This is a genomic window from Halomonas sp. HP20-15 (assembly GCF_033446685.1).
Taxonomy (GTDB): Bacteria; Pseudomonadota; Gammaproteobacteria; order Pseudomonadales; family Halomonadaceae; genus Modicisalibacter.
In genome coordinates, this window is record NZ_JAWQLY010000003.1 from 243,376 (window position 1) to 266,708 (window position 23,333).

19 protein-coding genes and 1 pseudogene are annotated in these 23,333 nt (G+C 65.7%); 11 read left to right on the forward strand and 9 right to left on the reverse strand.

Going from position 1 to position 23,333, the window contains the following annotated elements; all coding sequences use genetic code 11:
* Window position 1: 1 nt before the first annotated feature.
* The gene (locus R6258_RS05775) at window positions 2-886 is read right to left on the reverse strand and encodes a LysR family transcriptional regulator (RefSeq protein ID WP_318448506.1); all 885 of its coding nucleotides are present in this window, start codon (window positions 884-886) and stop codon (window positions 2-4) included.
* A gap of 246 nt (window positions 887-1,132) precedes the next feature.
* Between R6258_RS05775 and bla the strand changes: the two are divergent.
* Window positions 1,133-1,979, forward strand: a pseudogene (bla, locus tag R6258_RS05780) (class A beta-lactamase); the annotation flags it as partial.
* Here the strand turns inward: bla and R6258_RS05785 are convergent.
* Window positions 1,974-4,121, reverse strand: a complete 2,148-nt coding sequence (locus R6258_RS05785; protein WP_318448510.1) for a TonB-dependent siderophore receptor — start codon at window positions 4,119-4,121, stop codon at window positions 1,974-1,976. The pseudogene bla and the gene R6258_RS05785 overlap by 6 nt on opposite strands.
* A gap of 309 nt (window positions 4,122-4,430) precedes the next feature.
* Between R6258_RS05785 and R6258_RS05790 the strand changes: the two genes are divergently transcribed.
* Together R6258_RS05790 and R6258_RS05795 are read left to right on the forward strand one after the other, a co-directional pair.
* The gene (locus tag R6258_RS05790) at window positions 4,431-4,811 is read left to right on the forward strand and encodes a DUF2946 family protein (RefSeq protein ID WP_318448511.1); all 381 of its coding nucleotides are present in this window, start codon (window positions 4,431-4,433) and stop codon (window positions 4,809-4,811) included.
* Between the two features lie 94 nt (window positions 4,812-4,905).
* Entirely contained in the window at window positions 4,906-6,276 is a 1,371-nt protein-coding gene (locus R6258_RS05795) for a PepSY domain-containing protein (protein WP_318448513.1), read from the forward strand.
* A gap of 13 nt (window positions 6,277-6,289) precedes the next feature.
* Here the strand turns inward: R6258_RS05795 and R6258_RS05800 are convergent, their stop codons facing one another.
* Window positions 6,290-6,616 carry a YnfA family protein gene (locus R6258_RS05800; RefSeq protein ID WP_318448515.1) on the reverse strand — a complete coding sequence of 109 codons (327 nt, stop codon included), beginning with the start codon at window positions 6,614-6,616 and terminating at the stop codon, window positions 6,290-6,292.
* 392 nt (window positions 6,617-7,008) lie between these two features.
* Here R6258_RS05800 and R6258_RS05805 point away from each other — a divergent pair, with 392 nt between their 5' ends.
* A complete protein-coding gene (locus tag R6258_RS05805) occupies window positions 7,009-9,243 on the forward strand; it encodes an NADP-dependent isocitrate dehydrogenase (protein WP_318448516.1) in 2,235 nt (744 codons plus the stop codon).
* A gap of 98 nt (window positions 9,244-9,341) precedes the next feature.
* On the opposite strand, the gene R6258_RS05810 is transcribed toward R6258_RS05805, so the two are convergent.
* Window positions 9,342-10,583: a cation:proton antiporter gene (locus R6258_RS05810; protein ID WP_318448518.1), complete on the reverse strand. Its 1,242-nt coding sequence runs from the start codon at window positions 10,581-10,583 to the stop codon at window positions 9,342-9,344.
* Window positions 10,584-10,720: 137 nt separating this feature from the next.
* Here R6258_RS05810 and R6258_RS05815 point away from each other — a divergent pair, with 137 nt between their 5' ends.
* A complete protein-coding gene (locus tag R6258_RS05815) occupies window positions 10,721-11,254 on the forward strand; it encodes a TIGR02281 family clan AA aspartic protease (RefSeq protein WP_318448520.1) in 534 nt (177 codons plus the stop codon).
* A 38-nt stretch (window positions 11,255-11,292) separates the two neighbouring features.
* Entirely contained in the window at window positions 11,293-11,826 is a 534-nt protein-coding gene (locus R6258_RS05820; RefSeq protein WP_318448522.1) for a carboxypeptidase regulatory-like domain-containing protein, read from the forward strand.
* A 20-nt stretch (window positions 11,827-11,846) separates the two neighbouring features.
* On the opposite strand, the gene R6258_RS05825 is transcribed toward R6258_RS05820, so the two are convergent.
* Together R6258_RS05825 and R6258_RS05830 are read right to left on the reverse strand one after the other, a co-directional pair.
* The gene (locus R6258_RS05825) at window positions 11,847-11,996 is read right to left on the reverse strand and encodes a hypothetical protein (protein ID WP_318448524.1); all 150 of its coding nucleotides are present in this window, start codon (window positions 11,994-11,996) and stop codon (window positions 11,847-11,849) included.
* A gap of 282 nt (window positions 11,997-12,278) precedes the next feature.
* Window positions 12,279-12,752 (reverse strand): GNAT family protein, encoded by a 474-nt coding sequence (locus R6258_RS05830; RefSeq protein ID WP_318448525.1) that lies wholly within the window; start codon window positions 12,750-12,752, stop codon window positions 12,279-12,281.
* A 122-nt stretch (window positions 12,753-12,874) separates the two neighbouring features.
* Between R6258_RS05830 and R6258_RS05835 the strand changes: the two genes are divergently transcribed.
* The 5 genes from R6258_RS05835 (at window position 12,875) to R6258_RS05855 (ending at window position 17,611) form a co-directional block, all read left to right on the forward strand.
* On the forward strand, window positions 12,875-13,831 hold the full coding sequence (locus tag R6258_RS05835; protein WP_318448527.1) for a LysR family transcriptional regulator: 957 nt from the start codon (window positions 12,875-12,877) through the stop codon (window positions 13,829-13,831).
* A gap of 109 nt (window positions 13,832-13,940) precedes the next feature.
* Window positions 13,941-14,975, forward strand: a complete 1,035-nt coding sequence (gene dctP, locus R6258_RS05840; protein ID WP_412176355.1) for a TRAP transporter substrate-binding protein DctP — start codon at window positions 13,941-13,943, stop codon at window positions 14,973-14,975.
* A 71-nt stretch (window positions 14,976-15,046) separates the two neighbouring features.
* Window positions 15,047-15,556, forward strand: coding sequence for a TRAP transporter small permease (locus R6258_RS05845; protein WP_318448529.1), 510 nt, complete (start codon window positions 15,047-15,049; stop codon window positions 15,554-15,556).
* Window positions 15,553-16,833, forward strand: a complete 1,281-nt coding sequence (locus R6258_RS05850) for a TRAP transporter large permease (RefSeq protein WP_318448530.1) — start codon at window positions 15,553-15,555, stop codon at window positions 16,831-16,833. The genes R6258_RS05845 and R6258_RS05850 overlap by 4 nt, the downstream gene beginning before the upstream one ends.
* 28 nt (window positions 16,834-16,861) lie before the next feature.
* Window positions 16,862-17,611, forward strand: a complete 750-nt coding sequence (locus R6258_RS05855) for a M15 family metallopeptidase (protein ID WP_318448532.1) — start codon at window positions 16,862-16,864, stop codon at window positions 17,609-17,611.
* A gap of 47 nt (window positions 17,612-17,658) precedes the next feature.
* On the opposite strand, the gene gnd is transcribed toward R6258_RS05855, so the two are convergent.
* From gnd to R6258_RS05870, 3 genes are all read right to left on the reverse strand, one after another.
* Complete coding sequence (gnd, locus tag R6258_RS05860; RefSeq protein WP_318448533.1) at window positions 17,659-18,636, reverse strand: phosphogluconate dehydrogenase (NAD(+)-dependent, decarboxylating); 978 nt, start codon at window positions 18,634-18,636, stop codon at window positions 17,659-17,661.
* A gap of 231 nt (window positions 18,637-18,867) precedes the next feature.
* On the reverse strand, window positions 18,868-20,124 hold the full coding sequence (locus R6258_RS05865; protein ID WP_318448535.1) for a ribonucleotide-diphosphate reductase subunit beta: 1,257 nt from the start codon (window positions 20,122-20,124) through the stop codon (window positions 18,868-18,870).
* Window positions 20,125-20,246: 122 nt separating this feature from the next.
* The gene (locus tag R6258_RS05870; RefSeq protein WP_318448537.1) at window positions 20,247-23,186 is read right to left on the reverse strand and encodes a ribonucleoside-diphosphate reductase subunit alpha; all 2,940 of its coding nucleotides are present in this window, start codon (window positions 23,184-23,186) and stop codon (window positions 20,247-20,249) included.
* Window positions 23,187-23,333 lie beyond the last annotated feature (147 nt).

A 23,333-nucleotide genomic window follows, 5' to 3' on the forward strand; every position in this document is an offset into this window, starting at 1 on the left:
ATTAGATCGCCACCGACGCCGCCTCCTCTACCAGCCACTCATGGAACGCCTGCATGGCCGGGGAGGGTGCCCGCGACTTCAGGCGGGTCAGCCAGTAGCTGCCTTTCGAGGTGGTGATGGCGAAGGGTTGCTTGATCACGCCGGCCGCCAGATGGCGGGAAAACATTGCGGGCGGGCAGAGGGCGACGCCGGCGCCCTGCAGCGCGGCTTCTATCATGGCCAGCGAGGAGTCGAACACGGCGCCCTTCAGCAGCGGCCCGGGGGTGGCGACGCCGGCCGCGGCAAACCAGCTGGGCCATTCGTCTTCCCGGTAGGAGCGCAGCAAGGGATGCCGGCACAGATCGCCGGGTTCGCGCAGCTCGTCGGCGATGCCTGGCGTGCACAGCGCCGAGAGCGGCGCCTCGAAGAGCTGGGTCGCCTCGATGCCGTGCCAGGCGCCATCGCCGAAGCGGATGGCGTAGTCCAGGCCCTCGGCGGCCATGTCGACACGGTTGTTGTGGGTCGACAGGCGTACGTCGACGAAGGGGTGGCGCGCCTGGAAGTCGGCCAGCCGCGGCAGTAGCCAGCCGACGGCGAAGGTGCCCACCGAACCGAGCATCAGCACGTCGCGGACCCGGCCTGCTTCCAGACGCTCCATGATGTCCGCCACGCGGTCGAAGGAGTCCCGCAGCACCGGCAGCAAGGCCTCGCCCTCGGCGGTGATCCCCAAGCCGCGCGGCAGGCGCTTGAACAACGTGACGTTGAGGCGCTGCTCGAGTCGTTTCACCTGATGGCTGACGGCCGCCTGGGTGACGTTCAGCTCGATCGCCGCCTGGGTAAAGCTCAGGTGCCGGGCGGCCGCTTCGAAGGCGCGCAACGCGTTGAGCGGAAGGTAGGGACGGACCATGGTGGCCTAACTCAGTTTGGGTCTGCCTAAAAATAACATCGTTTGTTGCCCGCCTCTCGCCACTCTATTGTCCGCCAGGCGCGGGGTTGGCCGAAGAGCCGCGATCGGGCAAATGAATTTCGCTAGGGCTTAAAGGCGTTCCTGCGCGAAAACTTCCAACGGATCTGGATGAGGTTCAAGGTGAAAAGACGAGTGACACGGCGCCGAGCGGGCGTCTGGATTGGTACGTTACTGGCTGGGTGGACGATGGCGGCTGCGCTCATGGCGGCGCCGCAGGCGCCCGGCAACGACCTTGGGGAAAGGATCGCCGAGATTGAGTCCCGGCTCGACGCGCGGATCGGTGTCGCCGTGCTCGACACGCAGACCGGCCGGCGCTGGGAATATCGCGCCGATGAGCGCTTTCCCATGAGCAGCACCTTCAAGGCCATGGCCTGTGGAGCGATGCTGTCCCGGGTCGATGCCGGCGAGGAGACGCTCGACCGGCGCATCCGTTTCGAGGCCAGCGATCTCGTGACCTACTCGCCGGTCACCGAGAAGCGGACGGGCGGTCGCGGCATGACGCTCGCCGAGCTCTGCGAGGCGACCATCACCACCAGCGACAACACGGCGGGCAATCTCATTCTGAAGACGCTGGGCGGTCCGGCCGGGCTGACCGAGTTCATGCGCTCGCTCGGCGACGACGTGACGCGCCTCGACCGCTGGGAGACCGCGCTCAACGAAGCGACGCCCGGCGATCCTCGCGATACCACGACGCCCCGGGCGATGACCGACAGCCTGCACACGCTGCTGTTTGCCGGGCGCTTGTCGCCCGCCTCCCGCGAGCGGCTGATTGCCTGGCTGGTGGCCAACCAGACGGGCGACGCCAAGTTGCGTGCGGGTCTGCCCGAAGGCTGGCGCATCGGCGACAAGACCGGCGGGGGCGGCCATGGCACGAACAACGATGTCGCGGTCATCTGGCCTCCGGGCAGCGGGCCGCTCATCGTCAGCGTCTACCTCACCGACAGCGAGGCCTCCTTCGAGGAGCGCAACGCGGCCATCGCCGAGATCGGCCGTCTGGTGAAGGCGCAACTGGAGCGCTCCCGCGGCGCTACCAGCGGTACTTGAGCGTCGTTCTGAGCGTCCGGCCGTCGCCGTAGTAGGCGCTGTTGGTGAAGGTGTCGATGTCGGCGATGTATTCCCGGTCGAACAGGTTGGTCGCGTTGACGGCGAGCTCGACGTTGCGCGTGAGCCGGTAGTTGGCCATGGCGTCGAACACGGTGTGCGAGCTGACCTCGGCCGTGTTGGCGTTGTCGGAGTAGGAGGAACCGACGAAGCGCGTGCCGAGACCCAGCGTCAGGTCGCCGCGTTCGCCATTGCCGGGAATGGTGTAGTCCGCCCACAGCGAGGCCAGGTGCTCCGGCACCAGCTGAGGCCGGTTGCCCTCGTTGCCGTTGCCGCCATCGTTGACGATCTCGGAGTCCCAGTAGGAGTAGGCGGCGGTCAGGTTGAGCCGCTCGCTCATCGCCAGCTTGGCTTCGAGCTCGACGCCGCGCACGTTGATCTCGCCGACCTGGCGCTGGGTGGTCGGCGAGACCGTCTCGGCGACGTTGCTCTGGGTAAGATCGAACAGCGCCAGGGTGAACAGCGCATTGGTCATCGCCGGGCGGTACTTCATGCCGACTTCGTACTGCTCGCCCTCCTGGGGCTCGGGGCTGCCCTCGATCAGGGTGCGGTTGGCGGACAGCGGCTGGAACGACTCGGAATAGTTGGTGTAGAGCGAAAGGTTCTCGGTGGCCTTGTAGGTTAGCCCGAGCCGCCTGGTAAAGGCATAGTCGGTGACGTCGTAGCGGGCGGCGTCGGTCTCGCTGACGGTGTTGACCTCGTCGTAGCGACCGCCCAGCGTGACGATCCAGTCCTCGTCGAAGGTCAGCTCCTCCTGCAGATAGAAGCCGTTCGAGGTCTGTTCCTGCGTCCAGTCGCTGCCGGCGCCCAGGGTCACGCAGTCCCTGCCGCAGTAGTTGGGGTCGTCGATATCGATGCCCGCGGCGGAACCGCCGAAGTAGCGCGTTTCGTCGGCTTCGTCCCGGCCGTAGTCGACGCCCACCAGCGTGCGGCTGTCGAGGTCTTCTGACAGCGACGTCTCGTACTGCAGCCGGTTGTCGATGGCCAAACGCTGGGTATCGCCGTAGACCGCGTAGGCAAAACGCCGGGCAGCGGGGTCGGGGGTCGCGCCGTAGACGGACTCGTAGGTGAGCTCGAGATCGGTGTGGCGGGCATGCTGCTGGAAGCTCAGGCCGTTGCCGAAGTCGTGCTCGAACACGTAGCCGAGGTTGTACTCGGTGGTGTCCATGCTGTCGAAATCCGGCTCGCCCAGGTAGGTCTCGGGGTCGATGCCGGAGCCGTAGGGGATGGCGTGGGAGGTGTTGCCCTCGCGCTCGTTGTAGTCGGCCAGCAGCGTCAGCGATGTCGCCTCGCTGGGTTGCCAGGTCAGCGCGGGGGCGATGTAGGTACGGTCGTCCTGGGTATGCTCCGCGCCGTTATCGCCGTCCTGCCATTTCGCGATGAGCCGGTAGCTCCACTCGCCAGCGTCATCGATCGGGCCGCCGAGGTCCGTGCCGGTCTCGACGTGCTCGTCGCCCAGCGTGGTGTAGACCTCGCCGAACGGATAATCCTGCGGCCGCTTGGTGATCGCGTTGACCAGGCCGCCCGGCCCGTTCAAGCCGAACAGCGTCGAGGTGGAGCCCTTGAGTACCTCCACCCGTTGCAAGCCATAGGTTTCGAGCCGGCTGGCCGTGAATCCCGGGATGCGCATCGACAGCCCGTCCCGATAACTGCCCAGGGTGGTCTGGTAGAACCCACGGATGCGGTAGTAGTCGAAGCGGTCGTCGGAGCCGTACTCGTCGACGGAAACGCTCGAGGTGTAGGACAGCGCCTGCTGCAGATCCTCGACGCCGCGCCGTTCCATCTCGGCCTCGGTCACCACGGAGACCGCGGCGGCAAGATCCAGGAGGGCGGTATCGGTCTTGCTGCCCGTCGCGGTCCTGGCCGCAACGATCGTGTCGTCGGGCCCGATGGCGCTGGCGGCCCGGGCTTCGACCGTGAGCGTATCCAGCACCAGGGCCGGGTCGTCCGAATCCGCGGATTGCGCCAGTACCGGGGCGGGGGAAACGAGTGCGGAACCGGAGAGAAGGGCGATCCACAGCGGGCCGGGCTTATTGGCGGACTTACCCCTCGAATGACCTGATGCCTTGTTCATTATGTTCCCTGGTGGCGTACGGCTGTTTGTCGTCGCGCTGTCTTGGGCGCGTTTGAGCCAATATTGTGGGTAAGCTTTATCTTAATTTCAATAATTATAAGAATCATTCGTATTCTCGTATTTATATCGGCTCATATAGCCATTGCCTGCCAGGGCGGTGTCGCTCAAGAGGTATCGATGAAGGCGTGTCGGTAAAAACGCCGCTAACAAGGCCGCCGCTGCGACAAGCGGTCGCGCGCCGCAGCGGGTCGGCACGGGCCGATGTGGGTTAACATCGCCACTAAATCGAATCCGCCCCGATGCACGCCCATGTCGCCTCTTCGCATCACCCACACCGACCGTCCGCGCGCCACTTATCTGGCGCTGCTGGCGATGGTACTGGTGCTGATAGGGCAACTCGTCGGGCAGCTTTGCGCCTACGGCGAACCGGCCCGCACGGGCGACCATGCCATGGGCATGGAGGCGTCCGTCGCCGCGGAGCATCCTTCGCCGGCCCAGAGCTGGCATATCCAGTGCGGCTACTGCTCGCTGCTGCTGCACGTCCCGATACTCGACGGCGTCGTTGTCGAGCTCGGGCATACCCACCAGGGCATGGGTTCCATGCCTGTCGCTGCGCTACGCGCCGCCCATGGCGATCCCGGTCTGTTTCCCCATGCTTTGACCCGCGCGCCACCCATCGCCGTTCTTTGAATCGCCCCTGAACGTTCAGGCCCGTCCTCGTGTCGTCACGCGCCGTGGTCGGCGCGGGAGCGTGCTGAAACCCTTCCCGATTCGAGAACACGCCATGACCCAACCGAGCTTATCGCCAGCCGCCGGCGTGCGGCCGCGCGCAACGCGGGCCGCGAGCGACCTGTATCGCGCCGTCTGGCGCTGGCATTTCTACGCCGGCCTGATGGTGCTGCCGTTTCTGATCTCCCTGGCGCTGACCGGGGGCCTTTACCTGTTCAAGGACGAGATCGACCAGTGGCTGCACGGCGACCTGATGCGCGTCGAAAGTCGTGCCGTGGCTACCCAGTCGGCCCAGCGCCAGCTCGACGCGGCGCTGGTGGCGCAGCCCGGCGAGGCGTTTCGCTATGTGCCGGCGCCGGCCGATGATCGCGCCAGCGAGGTGGACATTCAGGCCCCGGACGGTAGCAGGCATGCCGTGTTCGTCGACCCCTACAGCGCCGAGGTGACCGGCAGCATGGCCTATCGCGGCAGCGTGATGTGGACGATCCGCACCCTGCACAGCCTGAGCTACTTCGGCACCGCGGCCAGCCTGATCATCGAGATCGCCGCCGGCTGGACGATCCTGCTGGTGCTGACCGGGCTCTACCTGTGGTGGCCGCGTGGGCGAGGGTCCGAGGCCCTGAAGGTCCGCGGGCGCCCGGCGCAGCGCGTGTTCTGGCGCGACCTGCACGCCGTCACCGGGGTCGGCGTCGGCGGCTTCATCCTGTTTCTGGCGATCACCGGCATGCCGTGGTCGACGTTCTGGGGCAGCCAGGTCAACGAGCTCGCCAACGGCCATAACTACGGCTATCCCGACGGGGTGCGGGTCAACGTGCCGGTCTCCAAAGCGCGGCTCGCCGAGCGCGAATCGACCAACTGGTCGCTGGAGCAGGCCCAATTGCCGCTCTCGACCGTTACATCAGGGCGTGGCATCGGCCTTGATCGCGCGGTCGCCGAGTTCGACGCGCTGGGCCTGGCGTCGGGCTACGCGGTCGATCTGCCCGGCGGGCCCGAGGGCGTCTATACCGGTTCGGTCTACCCCGACGATCTGAGCCAACAGCGTGTGGTGCATCTCGATCAGTACAGCGGCCAGGCGCTGCTCGACATGAGCTACGCCGACTACGGGCCGCTGGGTCGCGGCCTCGAATGGGGAATCAACGTTCACCTGGGCCAGCAGTACGGGCTTGCCAATCAGCTGATCCTGGCGCTGGCCTGCGCCGGCATCGTGCTGCTGTGCGTGGCCGCGGCGGTGATGTGGTGGAAGCGTCGCCCGGCCGGGCGCCTGGGCGTGCCGCCGCTGCCGCGGGACACGCGGCGGCTGCGCGGGGTGCTGGCGCTGCTCGCCATCGGCGGGGTGATCTTCCCGCTGGTCGGCGCCTCGTTGGTGGTCATGGCGATGCTGGACGCCCTACTGATGCGGCGCGCGCGCACGCCGGCAGCGGCTTGACGGGCGTCGGCCCTCAACCGCCGCGCGGGCCGAACAGGATCACCGCGGCGCCGATCAGGCAGAAGCCCGCGCCGATCAGGTCCCAGCGGTCGGGGGCGCGCTGCTCGACCAGCCATAGCCAGAGCAGCGAGCTGACGATGTAGATGCCGCCGTACGCGGCGTAGGCGCGCCCGGCGTAATCGCTGTCGACCAGGCTGAGCAGCCAGGCGAACAGCGCCAGGCTGACCAGTCCCGGCAGCAGCCAGGCCAGTGATTTGTCGAGTCGCCACCAGGCCCAGAAGGTGAAGCAGCCGGCGATTTCGGCCAGCGCGGCGGCGAAGTAGATGGCGAGTGTCGGCATGCGGGCCCCCCGGTAGACGAGCCGTCAGCCTAGCAGGCCGCTCCCGCGGTTTCAGCCGCGCCGCTTGCTGCTGACGCGACTATTGCGAGCGAGGCGTCGCGCGCGGACGTTCCGGGCACTTCGCTTATGCGTAGCCGGCGCTCCGCTGGTATACTGCGACGCGACCGCTGGGGCGCCGGTGCCGCGCCATTGACTGTCGATCGGCACATGAGGATCGACACGGGCATCGGAGTCAGCAACCGAATTCATCCCTGCGCGGTGGATGCGTTTTCGGGTCGGCGTGCAGCGTCGGGCCTTGCGTCATCGAGGCGTGCCGGTTTGCCGGCCTCCTCGGCCAGTCTCCACCGTTTCAGATTTTCGCAATCGCAGTGACCAGAGAGGTTTACGCCAAGATGCCCAAGACGCCGAAGATCATCTACACGCTTACTGACGAAGCCCCCGCGCTGGCGACCCATTCGCTGCTGCCGATCATCGATGCCTTCACCGACCCCGCCGGCATCGAGGTTGAGACCCGCGACATCTCGCTGGCAGGCCGGATCATTGCGCTGTTTCCCGACTACCTGAGCGAAGATCAGCGCATCGGCGACCATCTTGCCGAGCTCGGCGAACTGGCCAAGACGCCGGAAGCCAACATCATCAAGCTGCCCAACATCAGCGCCTCGACCCCGCAGCTCAAGGCGGCGATCAAGGAACTTCAGCAGCAGGGCTACAAGCTGCCGGACTACCCGGAAGAGCCCAAGAGCGACGACGAGAAGACCGTCAAGGCGCGCTACGACAAGGTCAAGGGCAGCGCCGTCAACCCGGTATTGCGCGAGGGTAACTCGGATCGCCGCGCACCGCAGTCGGTCAAGGGCTACGCGCGCAAGTATCCGCACCGCATGGGCGAGTGGTCGAGCGACTCGCAGTCGCACGTCGCGCACATGAGCGAGGGCGACTTCTACGGCAGCGAGAAGTCCGCGGTGATCGCCAAGGCCGGCGAGCTCAAGATCGAACTGGTGGGCAAGGACGGCAGCACCACCGTACTCAAAGAGAAGACCCCGGTACTCGACGGCGAGGTGGTCGACGGTGCCGCGATGAGCAGCCGCCGCCTGCGTCAATTCATCGCCGGCGAGATCGAGGACGCCAAGAAGCGCGACGTGCTGTTCTCGCTGCACCTCAAGGCGACCATGATGAAGGTCTCCGACCCGATCATGTTCGGCATCGTGGTCAGCGAATTCTACGGCGAGGTGCTGGAGAAGCACGCCGAGCTGCTGGACAAGGCCGGCTTCGACCGCAACAACGGCATCGGCGATCTGTACTCGGCCATCCAGTCACTGCCCGGCGAGCAGCAGGACGCGATCAAGTCCGACATCGAGTCGCTCTACAAGCAGCGCCCGCCGCTGGCGATGGTCAACTCGCACAAGGGCATCACCAACCTGCACGTGCCTAGCGACGTGATCATCGACGCCTCGATGCCGGCGATGATCCGCGATTCGGGCAAGATGTGGGGCGCCGACGACGCGCTGCACGATACCAAGGCGGTGATTCCCGACCGTTGCTACGCCGGCATCTACCAGATCGTGATCGAGGACTGCAGGAAGCACGGCGCCTTCGACCCGACCACCATGGGCAGCGTGCCCAACGTCGGCCTGATGGCGCAGAAGGCCGAGGAGTACGGCTCCCACGACAAGACCTTCCAGATCCCGGCCGACGGCACCGTGCGCGTCAGCGACGAGAGCGGCAAGGTGCTGTTCGAGCATGAGGTCGAGCGCGAGGACATCTGGCGGATGTGCCAGACCAAGGACGCGCCGATCCAGGATTGGGTCAAGCTGGCCGTGACCCGTGCCCGCGACAGCGGCGCGCCGGCGGTGTTCTGGCTCGATTCGCAGCGCGCCCACGACGCCCAGTTGATCGGCAAGGTCGAGCGCTACCTGAAGGAGCACGACACCGACGGCCTGGATATCCGCATCATGGCGCCGGAAGACGCCATGCGCTTCTCGCTCGAGCGCATCCGCAAGGGCGAGGACACCATCTCGGTCACCGGCAACGTGCTGCGCGACTACCTGACCGACCTGTTCCCGATCATGGAACTGGGCACCAGCGCCAAGATGCTGTCGATCGTGCCGCTGATGAACGGCGGCGGACTGTTCGAGACCGGCGCCGGCGGCAGTGCGCCCAAGCACGTCCAGCAGTTCCTCGAGGAAAACCACCTGCGCTGGGATTCGCTGGGCGAGTTCCTGGCCCTGGCGGCGTCGCTCGAGCACCTCGGCAAGACCTTCGACAACGCCCGCGCCACGGTGCTGGCGAAGAGCCTCGACAAGGCCAACGGCCAGTTCCTCGACAGCGACAAGTCGCCCAAGCGCAAGGCCGGCGAACTCGACAACCGCGGCAGCCATTTCTACCTGGCGCTGTACTGGGCCGAGGCGCTGGCCGAGCAGGACGACGATGCCGAACTCAAGGGCCTGTTCAGCAAACTGACCGAGGTGCTGAAGGCCAAGGAGCAGACCATCGTCGACGAGCTCAACCAGGTCCAGGGCAAGCCGGTCGACATCCAGGGCTACTTCCACCCCGATTACCAGCTGACCCGTGAGGCGATGCGTCCCAGCGCCACCTTCAACAAGGCACTCGAGGACATCGTCAAGAACTGAGCCCACGCACGACGGCTGGAGCCGTCATGTAGCCATGCAAAACGCCGGCTCCTCGGAGCTGGCGTTTTGCGTTGGCGGCGTGCGGGGCTGGCCGGGCTTTACTCGCGGCTGTGGCGGGCCCCGTCGCGCTTGGCCCCGTACCGCTTGGCAAAGGGCGCCGCGGTGACGCCGTGGGCGATGATCGAGGCGAGGACCACCAGGCTGACCACCGCCCACGGCGTGTCGCTGCCGGTGCGCCCGGAAGCCAGCGTCGCGTAGAACAGCGCCGATACCCCGATCGGTCCGAACCAGCCCATCATCCAGGAAAGGCCGCGGCTGCTAACCGGCGGCAGCCAGCGACGCAGGGCGAGCACCACCGGCAGGCGGCGCAGCAGCAGGATCAGCAAGGCCAGCAGCACTCCACCCCAGCCGAGCGCCTGCCACTTTTCCCAAGGGGCGATCAGCCCGAACAGCACGAACACCGGCAGGGTAAAGAACAGGTTGACGGCCTCTTGGACGTTGTCGGCCTCGCCGCGCTCCTGACCGCCGACTTCCTGGTCGAAGGCGATGCCGGCGGCGAACACGGCGAGCACGCTGTCGGTGCCGAGCAGCTTGCCGACGCCCAGTACCAGGATCGTCAACGCCAGCGACAGGGCGAGGAACGAGGGCTGATCGAGCCAGCCCTTGCGATCCGCCCACTCCAGCGCGCGGCCGCTGATCCAGCCGATCAGCGCACCGATCAGCACGCTGCCCAGCACTTCCCAGAGCCAGGTCTTGACGATCCACTCCAGCCAGGCGGTGGCCGGCGGATGCGCCATCAGCAGGACCGGCAGCAGCACCAGCGGGTAGGCGAGGCCGTCATTGGCGCCCGATTCGGCGGACAGCAAGTGGCGGAAACCGGCCGGCAGGTTGTCCTTGGCGACGCCGCCGGTAACGATCGACGAGGCGATGACCGGGTCTGTGGGGCAGATGCTGGCGCCGACCAGCAGCGCCATGACCAGCGGCAAGCCCAGCGTCCAGGCGCTGAACAGGCTGCTGATCAGGCACATCGCCGGCATGCCGATGACCAGCAATACCGCCAGCGGCCGCCAGTGCTGCAGGGGGTAGCGGGCCGGCAGGCGTAGCGCGATGCCCATCAGGCTGATGCCCAGGGTCAGTCGCGCGGTCTCTTCTAGCAGGTGAAGCGGATCGCCCCATTGCGCGGGATCGAGCAGCGCGAAGCCGTAGGGGCTGAGCATCACTCCCAGCAGGAAGGCCAGCAGCGGCGACGATAGCCAGGAACGATCGATCGGTCGCGACAGCAGACCGACGATCAATATCAGACCGCCTACTGCGGCCAGCGTCAGGTTGATATCCTTCATAGGCCCTCCCTGGCATATGATGATCATGAAGCCTGATCCAGGCAGCGCGTGCCGGGACCTACGCAACGCGTGAGCGGCAAAAGCATAGTCAAGCGATGCGATCCGCGTCGAATGCCCCAGCGGCTAGCCGAGGTGACATGAGCGACGACGACAAGGCACTACGCCGCACCGGCCTGGGCATGATGCTACTGTTCTGGGTGATCGTGCTGGGCCTGGCGGGGTGGTGGTTCCAGGGCCGGCTCGACGAGCGGCGCAATCCGAACGCCGCGCTGGCAACGGCCTCGGTCGACGCGCAGCCGGTGACGCTCGAACGCAACGCCGGCGGGCATTTCGTCGCCACCGGGCGCATCAACGGCGAACCGGTCGAGTTTCTGCTCGATACCGGGGCCAGCCTGGTTTCGGTGCCGGCCTCGCTGGCCGAGCGGTTGGGACTCGAGCGGGGCGACGGCGTGAGCTTCGAGACCGCCAACGGCCAGGCCCGCGGCTATCTGACCACGCTCGACGAGATCGCCCTGGGGGGCCTGCGCGCCAGCGACGTGCGCGGCTCGATCAATCCCGGCATCGGCGGCGACACGGCGCTGCTGGGAATGAGTTTTCTGAACCGCTTCGATATCCGCATACAGGGCTCGCGGATGATCCTGAGCCCACCGCAATCCACCAACGAATCATGAGCGGGACACGGCGAACCGCTCACACAAGGGAGAACGTCATGCGCCAATGGATGGGAATCGTGTTACTGGGCAGTTTGCTGGCGGGTTGTCAGGGAATGATGCCCGGCGGCGACGGCCGGCCGCCGGAAGTCATCGACCGAACCGGCCAGGCCCCCGGGTCGGCGGTGATCGAACGCAAGGTGGCATTTCCGGCCGACACCTACGCCAAGCTGGAAAAGAGCGGCAATGCCACGATCAAGGGCCGCCTGCGTTACACCACGCGCCAGGGGCGAACCCTCGTCGGCGCCAACGAAAAGGTCTCGATCGCCCCGGCAACCCAATACTCCGCCGAAGCCGCCGATGTGGCGCTGGCCGGCAAGCGTATCGAGCCGGCCGATCCGCGCGCTCGGGAATACACCCACTACGCGCGCACCGACGACAAGGGCTACTTCGTGGCCCACGGCATCCCCGCGGGGGTGTTCTACGTCGCCGGCAGCGTGCTCCTGCCCGACGGCCAGTTGCGCAGCCCGCTGATCCTCAAGCAGGTCAAGGTTGGCGCGGGTCAGACCCGCGAGGTGGATCTGAGCCGCTAGCCGCCAGCCTGATGCCGGGTTCAGTCGCGCGAGTCGTCGTGGGCGTGTTTGCCATGATCGTCGCGCGGCTGGCGGTAATGGCCGGGAATCGTCACGCGCTCGCCGTTGGGCAGATCGCGCACATGGGTGGGCACGTAGACGCGGGTGATGACGCTTCTTCGCTGGGTCATAATCCGAGTGTCCTGGTCGGGTATTGTATCGACAACGCTTACGCTACGCCTTGCCTTGTCGGGAATCAATCTCAATGGCCCCGGCTATCGCCGATGGTCCTCTTCTACGTTGCAAGCGCGGCATGACGGATATCTAGCGCCATGCACGGGTGCTCGGGTTAACGAATAGGCACTCTTGAGCGTAGAAGCCTACGTGACAACTCAATACAAGAAGTTGTCAGTGACTGTAACCGCGGCGAGGCTGCACGCGGAATGGTCGGGAGGTTGAGGTTAGTGCTGGGATTAGGCGTTGGTTCGGCTCATCAGGATCACTTCGCGCGCGTCGTCGCGCAGCAGTTCGCGAAAGCCCAGCGAGCTGTAGAGTGCATGCGCGACGTGGTTGTCGGCATAGACGTTGAGCGTCAATCGACGCGCGGCGAAGTCGTCGCGCGCCGTCTCGATCAGCGCCTCGCAGAGCCGGCGGCCGAGCCCTTGACCGCGGCGCCGGGGAGCGACGATCAGCCGGGCCATGTGCACTACCCGATAGTCCCTTGCGAGTAGCTGGCCGAAGCCGACGAGCGCCGCGCCATCGATCAGCGCGAAGGCATTGTCGGGCGAGGCGGCCATCTCCAGCCAGACGCCGTTGGGCGTGCCGGGAAACGCCACGTTCGGCCCCGCCCAGCGCCGGCAGACCTCGGCGTCGGGGACCCAGCCGAGTACGGTGTCCAGGTCGTCGACCCGAGCGGGTCGCAGTTTGATAGATGGATCGCAGGGCATGCTGAGACTCTAGCATCGCTGTACGGGGCTCACTCGGTACCGGCGCCCGTGACGGCGTATGATGGAGCCTCGTAGCGGTCACGGCCGGTGACCTTGATAACCTTTCGACGTCCGAGCTCCTCATGACACCGTTCAAGTCCCGTGCTCTGGAATACCTGGAGGCCATCGTTCGTCACGGCTCGCTGCGCCGCGCCGCTGCCCATGTCGGGGTCAACCCGTCGGCGCTCAGCCGCCAGTTGCGTGCGCTCGAGGAAGAACTCGACGCGGTCCTGCTGGTGCGCGCGCCCCGCGTTGCGCTGACCCAGGCCGGTGAACTGATCCTGCGTCACTACCGCGATCAGCGCGCTGCCGAGCGGGCGACGCTATCGCAGCTGCAGGCCCTGCAGAACCTGGAGCGTGGCGAGGTACGCATCGCCGTCGGCGAAGGGTTCATCGCCGATCTTATCTCCGCGCCACTGCAGAACTTTCTCGCCACCTATCCGGGATTGGAGATGGAAGTCCACATGGCGAGCCTTACCGAGGCGATGCAACTGGTCAAGGACGACGCCGTCGAGCTGGCGCTGTTATACGCCCCACCCAACGATCCGCAGCTGGTTTCGCACATCGATCGCGGTCAGCCGCTCGACTTGATCGTCCCCGCCGGCCACACCCTGGCGCGCACGCCCAGGCCGCCGACGCTGGCCGAGATTGCCGCTCATCCGCTGGCACTGATCGATGGGCATACCGGCATGGGCCAACTCGTCGGCATGGCGCTGCATGGGGCGCAGCTGTCGTATCGTCCGCGCATGAAGACCAACTCGGTTTCGGTACTCAAGAACTTCGTGCGCTCGGGCCTGGGCGTGGCCTTCATGCCGGAACTCAGCGTGCTCGAGGAGATCCACGAAGGCAGTATCGTCAGCCGGGAGGTCGATGCCGACGTGCTGCGTCATGCCCGGGCGCGGATAGTCAGTCAGGCCGATCGCCCGCTGACCGTCGCCGCGCAGGCGTTGATCAAGCACCTGCGGTGTAGCATGCGCTTCTTCAGCGCCGATGCGCCACGCGTACTGGACGCTCGCCTGTTGCCGAAAAAGCAACACTGACTCGCTTGAAAGGTCAACAGCGCAACGGGTAGCTTCGAAGCATCGTTCCTACCAACGAACGACAGCGCGATTCCATGGTGAATCCAGACAACAACAAGGAGCCCTACCGATGAGTCCCTCCATCCTGCGTAACGCCCTGCTGACAGCCACCGCTTCGGGAATGCTTGCCTGCGCGAGCCTGGCCAATGCGGCCACCACCCTCAACCTGAGCTACAACGGCCCGCCCGATACCGACAAGAACGCCGTGCACCTGTTCGCCACCAACCTCAAGCGGTTGGTCGAAGAGAAGACCGACGGCGACATCACGCTCAAGCTCTACCCCAATTCCATGCTCGGCGAAGAGCAGGAGCGCATGGAGCAGGTGATCAATACGCCGAGTCTGAACATTGCCTCGTTTGCCGGCCTGTCGCCGATCGTGCCGGAGATCTACGTCAGCGCCATCCCGTTCCTGTTCGAGGATTACTCGGCTGCCCATGAGTTCTTCGACGAGGGCGATTACTGGAACAAGGTCGAGGCTACCCTGAAGGAGCGCACGGGCGCCGAGCTGCTCGGCGTGATCGAGGAGGGCGGCTTCCTCGACTTCACCAACTCCAAGCGCCCCATCAGCAGCCCCGACGATTTCGAGGGACTGCGCTTTCGGGCCATGGACCCCAGCCAGGTAGCGCTCTACGAAGCCTTTGGCGCCTCGGGGACGCCGATCCCCTGGACCGACACCTACATGGCACTCAAGACCAACGTCGCCGATGGCCAGATGAACCCGCCGATGTACATCATCATGGGCAGCCTCTACGAGGTTCAGAAGTACCTGACACTCGCCAACGTGCAGTACTCCGACCAGTTCCTGGTAGCCAACGGCAGCTGGTACGAAGGGCTCTCCGAGGAGGATCGCCAAGCCATCGACGCGGCCGTGAAAGAGGCCAACGAACTCAATCGTACGGATGTCGAGAAGCGTGTCGACGAACGCATCCAGTTCCTTGGCGATAACGGCATGCAGGTCATCGAGCCTACCGAGGAGGAGCTGGCGGCCTTCCGCGAGCAGGGCCAGCCGGCCTACATCGACTGGTTGAAGGAGAAGGGCATCGGCGCCGAGTGGATCGAGATGGCTCTCGAGGACGCCGGTCAGAGCGACCTGCTGGCCAAGTGACGCGACTCCATCCATCCGACGAGGCGAAAGACCCGACCGGCAAGCGGCCGGTCGGGTCGCGTAACATCACCATGTTCCGAGATACCCTGCTGACGCTGCTGGGTCGAGCGACCACCGCGCTGGGCGGCATCGCGCTGCTGATTACCCTGGTCGATATCCTCTACGGCGTCGTCACCCGCTACGTGGTCGGCCAGGCGCCGATCTGGAGCGACGAACTCGCACGCTATTGCCTGATCGCCTCGGCGCTGCTGATCGCCGGCAACGTCTGGGTACGCGGCGAACACATGCGCGTGGCGTTGCTCGAGCGCAAACTGGGCGGCACGGCTCGGCGCGTGCTGCTTGGCTACCAATGGCTGCTGACCCTGGCCCTCGCCGTGGCGATGACCTGGTGGAGCTGGCACTACGCGCTGTCGGTGGGCTACTTCACTTCGCAGGGCCTGGGCATCAGCCGCACCATCCCGATGCTTGCCATGCCCATTGGCTTCGGATTGCTCGCCCTGCAGGTGCTGCTCTACGGACCGCGGCCGTTGCCGCAAGCCGGCGATGGCGTTGCAGATACCCGCGAGGGGGCCGCGTCATGATGGTCGCCGCGATGTTCGTGACCCTGCTGGCCAATACCCTGCTGGGCATACCGCTGTTCCTGACGCTGATCGTCACCGCGCTGGTGGGCTTCGTTTTCATCGACCCGGGGTTGATCGCGCGAATGACCCCGCAACAGTTCTTCGGCGGCCTCAACAGCTTCTCGCTGATGGCGATCCCACTGTTCATCCTCGCCGGCAACCTGATGAACGCCTGCGGCATGACCGAGCGGCTGATGCGTGTCGCTCGCCTGCTGGTCGGCCACCTGCGTGGCGGCATCGGCCACGTCAACGTGGTGGGCAGCGTGTTCATGTCCGGGGTCAACGGTTCGGCGGCCGCCGACGCCTCGGCGCTGGGCGCGCTGCTGGTGCCGGCGATGACCCGCGAAGGCTATTCCACCGCCTTTGCCGCCGGGCTGACCGCCGGCAGCTCGCTGATCGGGCCGATCATCCCGCCGAGCATCTTCATGATTCTCTACAGTTCCCAGACCAACACCTCGGTCGGCCAGCTGTTTCTCGGCGGCGTGGTTCCCGGGCTGCTGCTGGCGCTGGCGTTCATGGCCATGAATGCCGTGCACGCCCGTCGTGCCGGCCTCGAGCGGCGTACCACGCTGCCTGAGCGGCGCGAGGTCTTCGAGGCGGTAAGTGGCGCCTTGCCGGCGCTGGTCGCACCGTTCATCATCGTCGCCGGGATCGTGCTGGGCTTCGTCACGCCGACCGAGTCGGGGGCGCTGACCGTGTTCTACGTCGCCCTGTGTGGCCTGGCGATGGGCGAGTTGCGCCCACGGGCCTTCTGGCGGGCAGCGGTCGAGACCACCCGGCTGGCCTCGGCGATCTTCCTGATCATCGGCATCTCTTCGGTGATCAGCTGGGAGCTGGCCTACGCCCAGGCGCCTGATCGTTTCACCGGGCTGCTGGAGCCATTCATCGACTCGCCGGTCATCGTGCTGTTGCTGCTCAGCGCGATCACCTTCGTCACCGGCATGTTCATGGAGGAAGTCTCGGCGCTGATGCTGCTCTCTCCGGTATTCACGCCGGTGGCGCTGGCGGCCGGCATCGATCCGGTGGTGCTGGGCATCATCATCACCCTGAACATCACCATCGCCTTGATCACGCCGCCGATGGGCGCTTGCCTGTTCATCGCCGCGGCGGTCAGTCGGCTCGACATCACCGTACTGTTTCGCACCATCTGGCCGTTCATTCTGGTCGCGATAGCGGTGCTGCTGGTGCTGATCCTCTTCCCGGGGCTGATTACCTGGCTCCCGAACACCATTGGCTGACTTCATCTTGGATACGAACCGCTTGACCGTGAACCGACTCGACACCCGGCCCATCGCGCCCATTGCCGATCCGCAATGGGAGGCGATCGCGGCCATTCCCATCGCCGACGAGGGCGCACCGCTGCATCCACTCAGCCTCGCGGGAGCGGCGCTGCGCACCCATCCCATCTATTACGTGCTCGGCGTCCCCGGAGCGGTTCCCGAGTGCCTGGTCCGCGAGGCGGTCTATCGGCGGCTGCTCGAGGTGGCTCGTGGGCTACCCGAGGGGCTGGGCCTGGTGGTGCTCGACGCCTGGCGTCCCTACGTCGTGCAACGCCACCTCTACGACACGCTGCTGGGCATGGTCGAAGCCCGCTACGCCGATCTCGATGAGTCGGACCTTCGGGCGATGACCCGGGCCTTCGTCTCACCGCCCAGTACCAGTATGGAATGCCCCAGCCCCCATCTCACCGGCGGCGCAGTGGATGTGGCGCTGTGCGACGCCGACGGGCTGCTGCTGGACATGGGCTCGGCCTTCGACGAGGCGCGCCCGGCCTCCAATACCGTCCACTTCGAGCATTATGGTGACGATGCCCTGTCCCGGACCTATCGCGATCGTCGCCGAATCCTCTATCACGCCATGCGCGATGCCGGTTTCGCCAACCTGCCCAGCGAATGGTGGCACTACAGCTACGGCGATCAGATGTGGGCATGGTATCGCGACGCGCCCCGGGCGCTGTACGGCCCTACCGGCCCCGATACCCTGGAGGCGCGCTGGCGGCGCTCGCTGGGGCAATGATGTCCCGCTCCCGGTAACAGGAGCGGGGAGGGCGCAGTGTCGCCCGGTTACTTCGGCGGTTCGACATGGCCGCCGAAGCCGAAGCGCATCGCCGAAAGGAGCCGGTTGGCGTAGGTGTTTTCCTTGCGGGAGCTGAAGCGCGCGAACAGCGCGTTGGCCAGCACCGGCGCGGCCACGCCCTGTTCGACCGCGGCGTCGATCGTCCAGCGCCCCTCGCCGCTGTCGGCGACCGCGCCGGTGTAGTGGTCGAGCCGAGAGTCGCCGGCCAGGGCCTGGGCGGTCAGGTCGAGCAGCCAGGAAGAGACCACGCTGCCGCGCCGCCAGACTTCGGCGACATCCGCCAGGTTGAGCTCGAAGCGCTGATCTTCCGGCAGTGCCGAAGACGATTTGCTCTGCATCAGCTCGAAGCCTTCGGCATACGCCTGCATCAGGCCGTATTCGATGCCGTTATGGACCATCTTAACGTAATGACCGGCACCCACCGGTCCGGCATGGATGTAGCCACGCTCGGCGCGATCGTCGGGGGCGTTGCGGCCGCGGGTGCGCTCCAGGTCGCCGTAGCCGGGCGCCAGGTCGTCGAACAGCGGATCGAGGCGCTCGAAGATCGCGCGCTCGGCGCCGACCATCATGCAATAGCCGCGCTCGAGCCCCCAGACGCCGCCGGAAGTGCCGACATCGGCATAATGGATGCCCTGGGGCTTGAGCGCCTGGGCCCGGCGGATATCGTCCTTGTAGAAGGTGTTGCCACCGTCGATGATCACATCGTCGGCATCGAGCAGCTTGGCGAGGGTGTCGATCGTCGACTCGGTCGCCTCGCCGGCCGGCAGCATCACCCACACGGCGCGCGGGGCCTGCAGGCTCGCGACCAGCCCTTCGAGGGTATCGACCCCGGTTGCGCCCTCTTGAGTCAGCGCGGCCACGGTTTCCGAACTCCGATCGTAAGCGACGATCTCATGCCCCCTGTTCATCAGACGACGTGCAATATTGCCGCCCATGCGACCGAGTCCGATCATACCGAGTTGCATGCTGTAGTCCTTTTCACGATAGGTATGGAATTGAGGCTAACGTTAGCCGGCGGTGTTCGCTATCACATGGGACACCGTCGGTGGGAAGGCCGGGACGGCGGCAAGCCTACCGTCAGCCTGGCCACGACGCAAAGCGGGCCATGTCATGTGACATGGCCCTCGTCATCGCTGCGGATCATCTCTGGGCAGGACAGCGTGGCTATTTACCCACCGCAACCTACCGCGCGGCGATCAATCCCAGTTCAGCGCACCGCCGACCTGGTATTCGGTGACGCGCGTCTCGAAGAAGTTCTTCTCCTTGCGCAGGTCGATGATCTCGCTCATCCACGGGAAGGGATTGCTGGCGCCCGGGAACTGCTCTTTCAGGCCGATCTGCGCCAGGCGGCGGTTGCAGATGAAGTGCAGGTACTCCTCCATGATCGCCGCGTTCATGCCGAGCACGCCGCGCGGCATGGTATCGCGGGCGTAGGCGACCTCCAGCTCGGTGCCCTCGAGGATCATCTGGGTGACCTCGTCCTGGAACTCGGGCGTCCAAAGGTTGGGGTTCTCGATCTTGATCTGGTTGATCATGTCGACGCCGAAGTTCAGGTGCATCGACTCGTCGCGCAGGATGTACTGGAACTGTTCGGCGACGCCGGTCATCTTGTTGCGCCGGCCCATCGACAAAATCTGGCTGAAGCCGCAATAGAAGAAGATGCCCTCGGTGACGCAATAGAAGGCGATCAGGTTACGCAGCAGTTCCTGGTCGGTCTCCGGGGTGCCGGTCTGGAAGTTCGGGCGCGACAGCGACTGGGTGTGCTTGAGGCTCCAGGCGGCCTTGGCGGCGACCGAGGGCACCTCGCGGTACATGTTGAAGACTTCGCCTTCGTCCATGCCCAGCGATTCCACGCAGTACTGGTAGGCGTGGGTGTGGATCGCCTCCTCGAAGGCCTGGCGCAGCAGGTACTGGCGGCATTCGGGGTTGGTGATCAGGCGATAGACCGCCAGTACCAGATTGTTGGCGACCAGCGAATCGGCGGTGGAGAAGTAGCCCAGGCTGCGCTCGACGATGCGCCGCTCGTCGGCGGTCAGACCGTCGTTGCTCTTCCACAGCGCGATGTCCGCATTCATGTTGATCTCTTGCGGCATCCAGTGATTGGCGGAGCCGTCGAGATACTTCTGCCAGGCCCAGTCGTACTTGAAGGGCACCAACTGGTTAAGATCGGCGCGGGCGTTGATCATCGTCTTGTCGTCGACTTCGATGCGCGCCGCGCCCATCTCGAGCTCTTCCAGGCCGGCGGCGACGTCGAGCTCTTCCAGCGATTTCCTGGCGCGTGCCAGGCGGTCGTTGTCACCGACCTGATAGCGGCTGGCGCTTTCCTCGACGGCGTCCTGCTCGGCTTGCGGTGCGGCCGGCTTCGGTGCGGCCGGCTTCGGTGCGGCCGGCTGCGGCTTGGCCTGCTCGGCGGTTGGCGCGTCGTCTTCGTGAAATTCGTCCCAGTTCAGCATGTCGTCTGTCCTGTTCTCTCGCTTGCGGCGTCACGCCGTGACGCCGGTGACTAGGCTTTGTGCGCTTCGAGCTTCGAGCTTCGAGCGGCTCGAAGCCCGTCGCTGGCGCGTAGCGTCTCGTGTTACTGGCAGGCCTCGCAGCCCAGCTCGTCGATCTCCCCGGCGGAGGGGGCGCGCGAGCCGCTGCCGCCCTTGCCGGTGAGGAAGTCGTCGATACCGCGCGGCTCCTGGGTGCCGGCGCTGGGCGCAGGCGCGGCGGATGCGGCAGGCGCCGGTTGCGCGGCGCTCGGCTCGGGCGCCGGTGCGCCGCCGCCGTTACCCACGGCGTTGAGCCGGCCGCGATCGACGGTGGACTTCTCGACCGAGGAGGCGCTCAGCGCGCGCAGGTAATAGGTGGTCTTGAGACCGCGATACCAGGCCATGCGATAGGTGACGTCGAGCTTCTTGCCCGAGACCCCGGCGATGTACAGGTTCAGCGACTGGGCCTGGTCGATCCACTTCTGGCGCCGCGAGGCGGCATCGACCAGCCACTTGGGCTCGACCTCGAAGGCGGTGGCGTAGCGCGCCTTGAGATCGTCCGGCACGCGGTCGATGGGCTGCAGCGAGCCGTCGTAGTACTTGAGGTCGTTGATCATCACCTCGTCCCACAGGCCGCGCTCCTTGAGGTCGTTGACCATGTGGGCGTTGACCACGGTGAACTCGCCGGACAGGTTCGATTTGACGAACAGGTTCTGGTAGGTCGGCTCGATCGACTGCGAGACGCCGCAGATGTTGGAGATCGTCGCGGTGGGCGCGATCGCCATCACGTTGGAGTTGCGCATGCCCTGGCTGGCGAGCTTGTCGCGGATGCGATCCCAGTCCTGGGTGGTCGAGGTGTCGACCTCGATGTAGTCGGCGCCGCGCTCCTGCTTCAGTTTCTCGATCGAGTCGATCGGCAGGATGCCCTGGCTCCACAGCGAGCCGTCATAGCTCTGGTACTTGCCGCGCTCGGCGGCAAGATCCGAGGAGGCCTCGATGGCGTGATAGCTGACCAGCTCCATGGAGGTGTCGGCGAAGCTCACCGCGCCGTCGGAGGCGTAGGCGATGCCCTGCTTGTAGAGTGCGTCCTGGAAGCCCATGATGCCGAGCCCCACCGGGCGGTGCTTGAAGTTGGAGTTCTTGGCCTGCGGCACCGCGTAGTAGTTGATGTCGATGACGTTGTCGAGCATCCGTACGGCGGTGCGCACGGTCTTTTTGAGCTTGTCGCCGTCGAACACGCCGTCGATCACGTGCTGTGAGAGGTTGATCGAGCCCAGGTTGCAGACCGCGATCTCGTCGGCGCTGGTATTCAGGGTGATCTCGGTGCACAGGTTCGAGGAGTGCACCACGCCGGCGTGCTGCTGCGGGCTGCGCAGGTTGCAGGGGTCCTTGAAGGTGACCCACGGGTGGCCGGTCTCGAACAGCATCGACAGCATCTTGCGCCACAGGTCCTTGGCCTTGACGCGCTTGAAGAGCTTGAGCTGACCGGTATAGGTCATCGCTTCGTACTCTGCGTAGCGCTGCTCGAAGGCGGCGCCGTACAGATCGTGCAGGTCCGGGCAGGTGGACGGCGAGAACAGCGTCCACTCCTTGTCGTCGAATACCCGCTTCATGAACAGATCCGGCACCCAGTTGGCGGTGTTCATGTCATGGGTGCGGCGGCGATCGTCGCCGGTGTTCTTGCGCAGCTCGATGAACTCCTCGATGTCCAGGTGCCAGGTCTCGAGGTAGGCGCAGACCGCGCCCTTGCGCTTGCCGCCCTGGTTGACCGCCACCGCGGTGTCGTTGACCACCTTGAGGAACGGCACCACCCCCTGGCTCTTGCCGTTGGTGCCCTTGATGTAGGAGCCCAGCGCGCGCACCGGGGTCCAGTCGTTGCCTAGGCCACCGGCCCACTTGGAGAGCAGGGCGTTGTCGCGGATCGCGCTGTAGATGCCGTCGAGCTGGTCGGGCACGGTGGTCAGATAGCAGCTGGAAAGCTGGCTGCGCACGGTGCCGGCGTTGAACAGCGTCGGCGTCGAGGCCATGTAATCGAAGCTCGACAGCAGCTCGTAGAATTCGACGGCGCGCGCTTCGCGGTCGTCCTCGTTGAGCGACAGGCCCATGGCGACGCGCATGAACATCACCTGCGGCAGTTCGTAGCGCACGTCGTCGCGATGGATGAAGTAGCGGTCGTAGAGGGTCTGCAGGCCGAGGTAGGTGAACTGGTTGTCGCGGCTGTGATCCAGCGCGTCGCCGAGACGCTCGAGGTCGAATTCGGCAAGCTGCGGGTCGAGCTGCTCGAACTCGATGCCCTTGGCGATGTACGCCTTGAAGGCCGGCTTGTAGAACTCGGCCATCTCCTGGTAGGTCGCCTCCTCGGCGATGCCCAGGAAGGAGAGCGCCTCGCGGCGCAGGTTGTCCTGCAGCAGCCGCGCGGTGACGTAGGTGTAGTTGGGCTCCTTCTCGACCAGCGTGCGCGCGGTCATCATCAGCGCGGTGGCCACGCCGTCCAGCGACACGCCGTCGTAGAGATTCTTCAGCGAATCGTCGACGATCTTCTTGGCGTCGACGTTGTCGAGTTCGGCGCAGGCGTCATGCACCAGCGTCTCGACGCGGCCCAGGTCGAGCGGGCGGACGCTGCCATCGGCGAGCGTGACGTTGAGCGTCGGGTGCGGCTTTTCGATGTCGCCGCCGCTGGCCTGGCGGGCGCGGGCATGTTCCTCGCGGTAGAGCACGTAGGCGCGCGCGACCTTCTGCTCGCCGGCGCGCATCAGCGCCAGTTCCACCTGGTCCTGGATATCCTCGATATGCAGCGTGCCGCCGTCGGGCATGCGGCGCTGGAAGGCCTCGGCGATCTGGGCGGTGGCTTCGGCGACGAAATCGCGGACCCGCGACGAAGCCCCGGCATTGTCACCCTCGACCGCGATGAAGGCCTTGGTCATGGCCACGGAAATCTTGCTGGCGTCGAACGCGGCGACGTCACCGCCTCGCTTGATGACGCGCAGTTGTTTCGGTGCGGTCGTGTTCAGAGCCGTCTTGCCGGGATCGAGTGTGGTTTCCATGATGCCGGGTTCCGTTAGTGAGATGATGAAATGAAAACGCTGTCCATGGTGCTCTAGAAGCCAAAAAGGCGGCCGTTTCAGCGCGTTAAGGACCATTGACAGGGTTTTTCTGAATTGCTAGATGTCACAGCATATTGTGGTTATGTC

Coding starts and splice junctions, on each gene's coding strand:
- R6258_RS05810 (WP_318448518.1), bottom strand. CDS start 10,583: ATGAAGGATATCAACCTGACGCTGGCCGCAGTAGGCGGTCTGATATTG.
- R6258_RS05850 (WP_318448530.1), top strand. CDS start 15,553: ATGATGGTCGCCGCGATGTTCGTGACCCTGCTGGCCAATACCCTGCTG.
- R6258_RS05830 (WP_318448525.1), bottom strand. CDS start 12,752: ATGCCCTGCGATCCATCTATCAAACTGCGACCCGCTCGGGTCGACGAC.
- gnd (WP_318448533.1), bottom strand. CDS start 18,636: ATGCAACTCGGTATGATCGGACTCGGTCGCATGGGCGGCAATATTGCA.
- dctP (WP_412176355.1), top strand. CDS start 13,941: ATGAGTCCCTCCATCCTGCGTAACGCCCTGCTGACAGCCACCGCTTCG.
- R6258_RS05785 (WP_318448510.1), bottom strand. CDS start 4,121: ATGAACAAGGCATCAGGTCATTCGAGGGGTAAGTCCGCCAATAAGCCC.
- R6258_RS05820 (WP_318448522.1), top strand. CDS start 11,293: ATGCGCCAATGGATGGGAATCGTGTTACTGGGCAGTTTGCTGGCGGGT.
- R6258_RS05795 (WP_318448513.1), top strand. CDS start 4,906: ATGACCCAACCGAGCTTATCGCCAGCCGCCGGCGTGCGGCCGCGCGCA.
- R6258_RS05805 (WP_318448516.1), top strand. CDS start 7,009: ATGCCCAAGACGCCGAAGATCATCTACACGCTTACTGACGAAGCCCCC.
- R6258_RS05870 (WP_318448537.1), bottom strand. CDS start 23,186: ATGGAAACCACACTCGATCCCGGCAAGACGGCTCTGAACACGACCGCA.
- R6258_RS05790 (WP_318448511.1), top strand. CDS start 4,431: ATGTCGCCTCTTCGCATCACCCACACCGACCGTCCGCGCGCCACTTAT.
- R6258_RS05835 (WP_318448527.1), top strand. CDS start 12,875: ATGACACCGTTCAAGTCCCGTGCTCTGGAATACCTGGAGGCCATCGTT.
- R6258_RS05845 (WP_318448529.1), top strand. CDS start 15,047: ATGTTCCGAGATACCCTGCTGACGCTGCTGGGTCGAGCGACCACCGCG.
- R6258_RS05775 (WP_318448506.1), bottom strand. CDS start 886: ATGGTCCGTCCCTACCTTCCGCTCAACGCGTTGCGCGCCTTCGAAGCG.
- R6258_RS05815 (WP_318448520.1), top strand. CDS start 10,721: ATGAGCGACGACGACAAGGCACTACGCCGCACCGGCCTGGGCATGATG.
- R6258_RS05800 (WP_318448515.1), bottom strand. CDS start 6,616: ATGCCGACACTCGCCATCTACTTCGCCGCCGCGCTGGCCGAAATCGCC.
- R6258_RS05825 (WP_318448524.1), bottom strand. CDS start 11,996: ATGACCCAGCGAAGAAGCGTCATCACCCGCGTCTACGTGCCCACCCAT.
- R6258_RS05865 (WP_318448535.1), bottom strand. CDS start 20,124: ATGCTGAACTGGGACGAATTTCACGAAGACGACGCGCCAACCGCCGAG.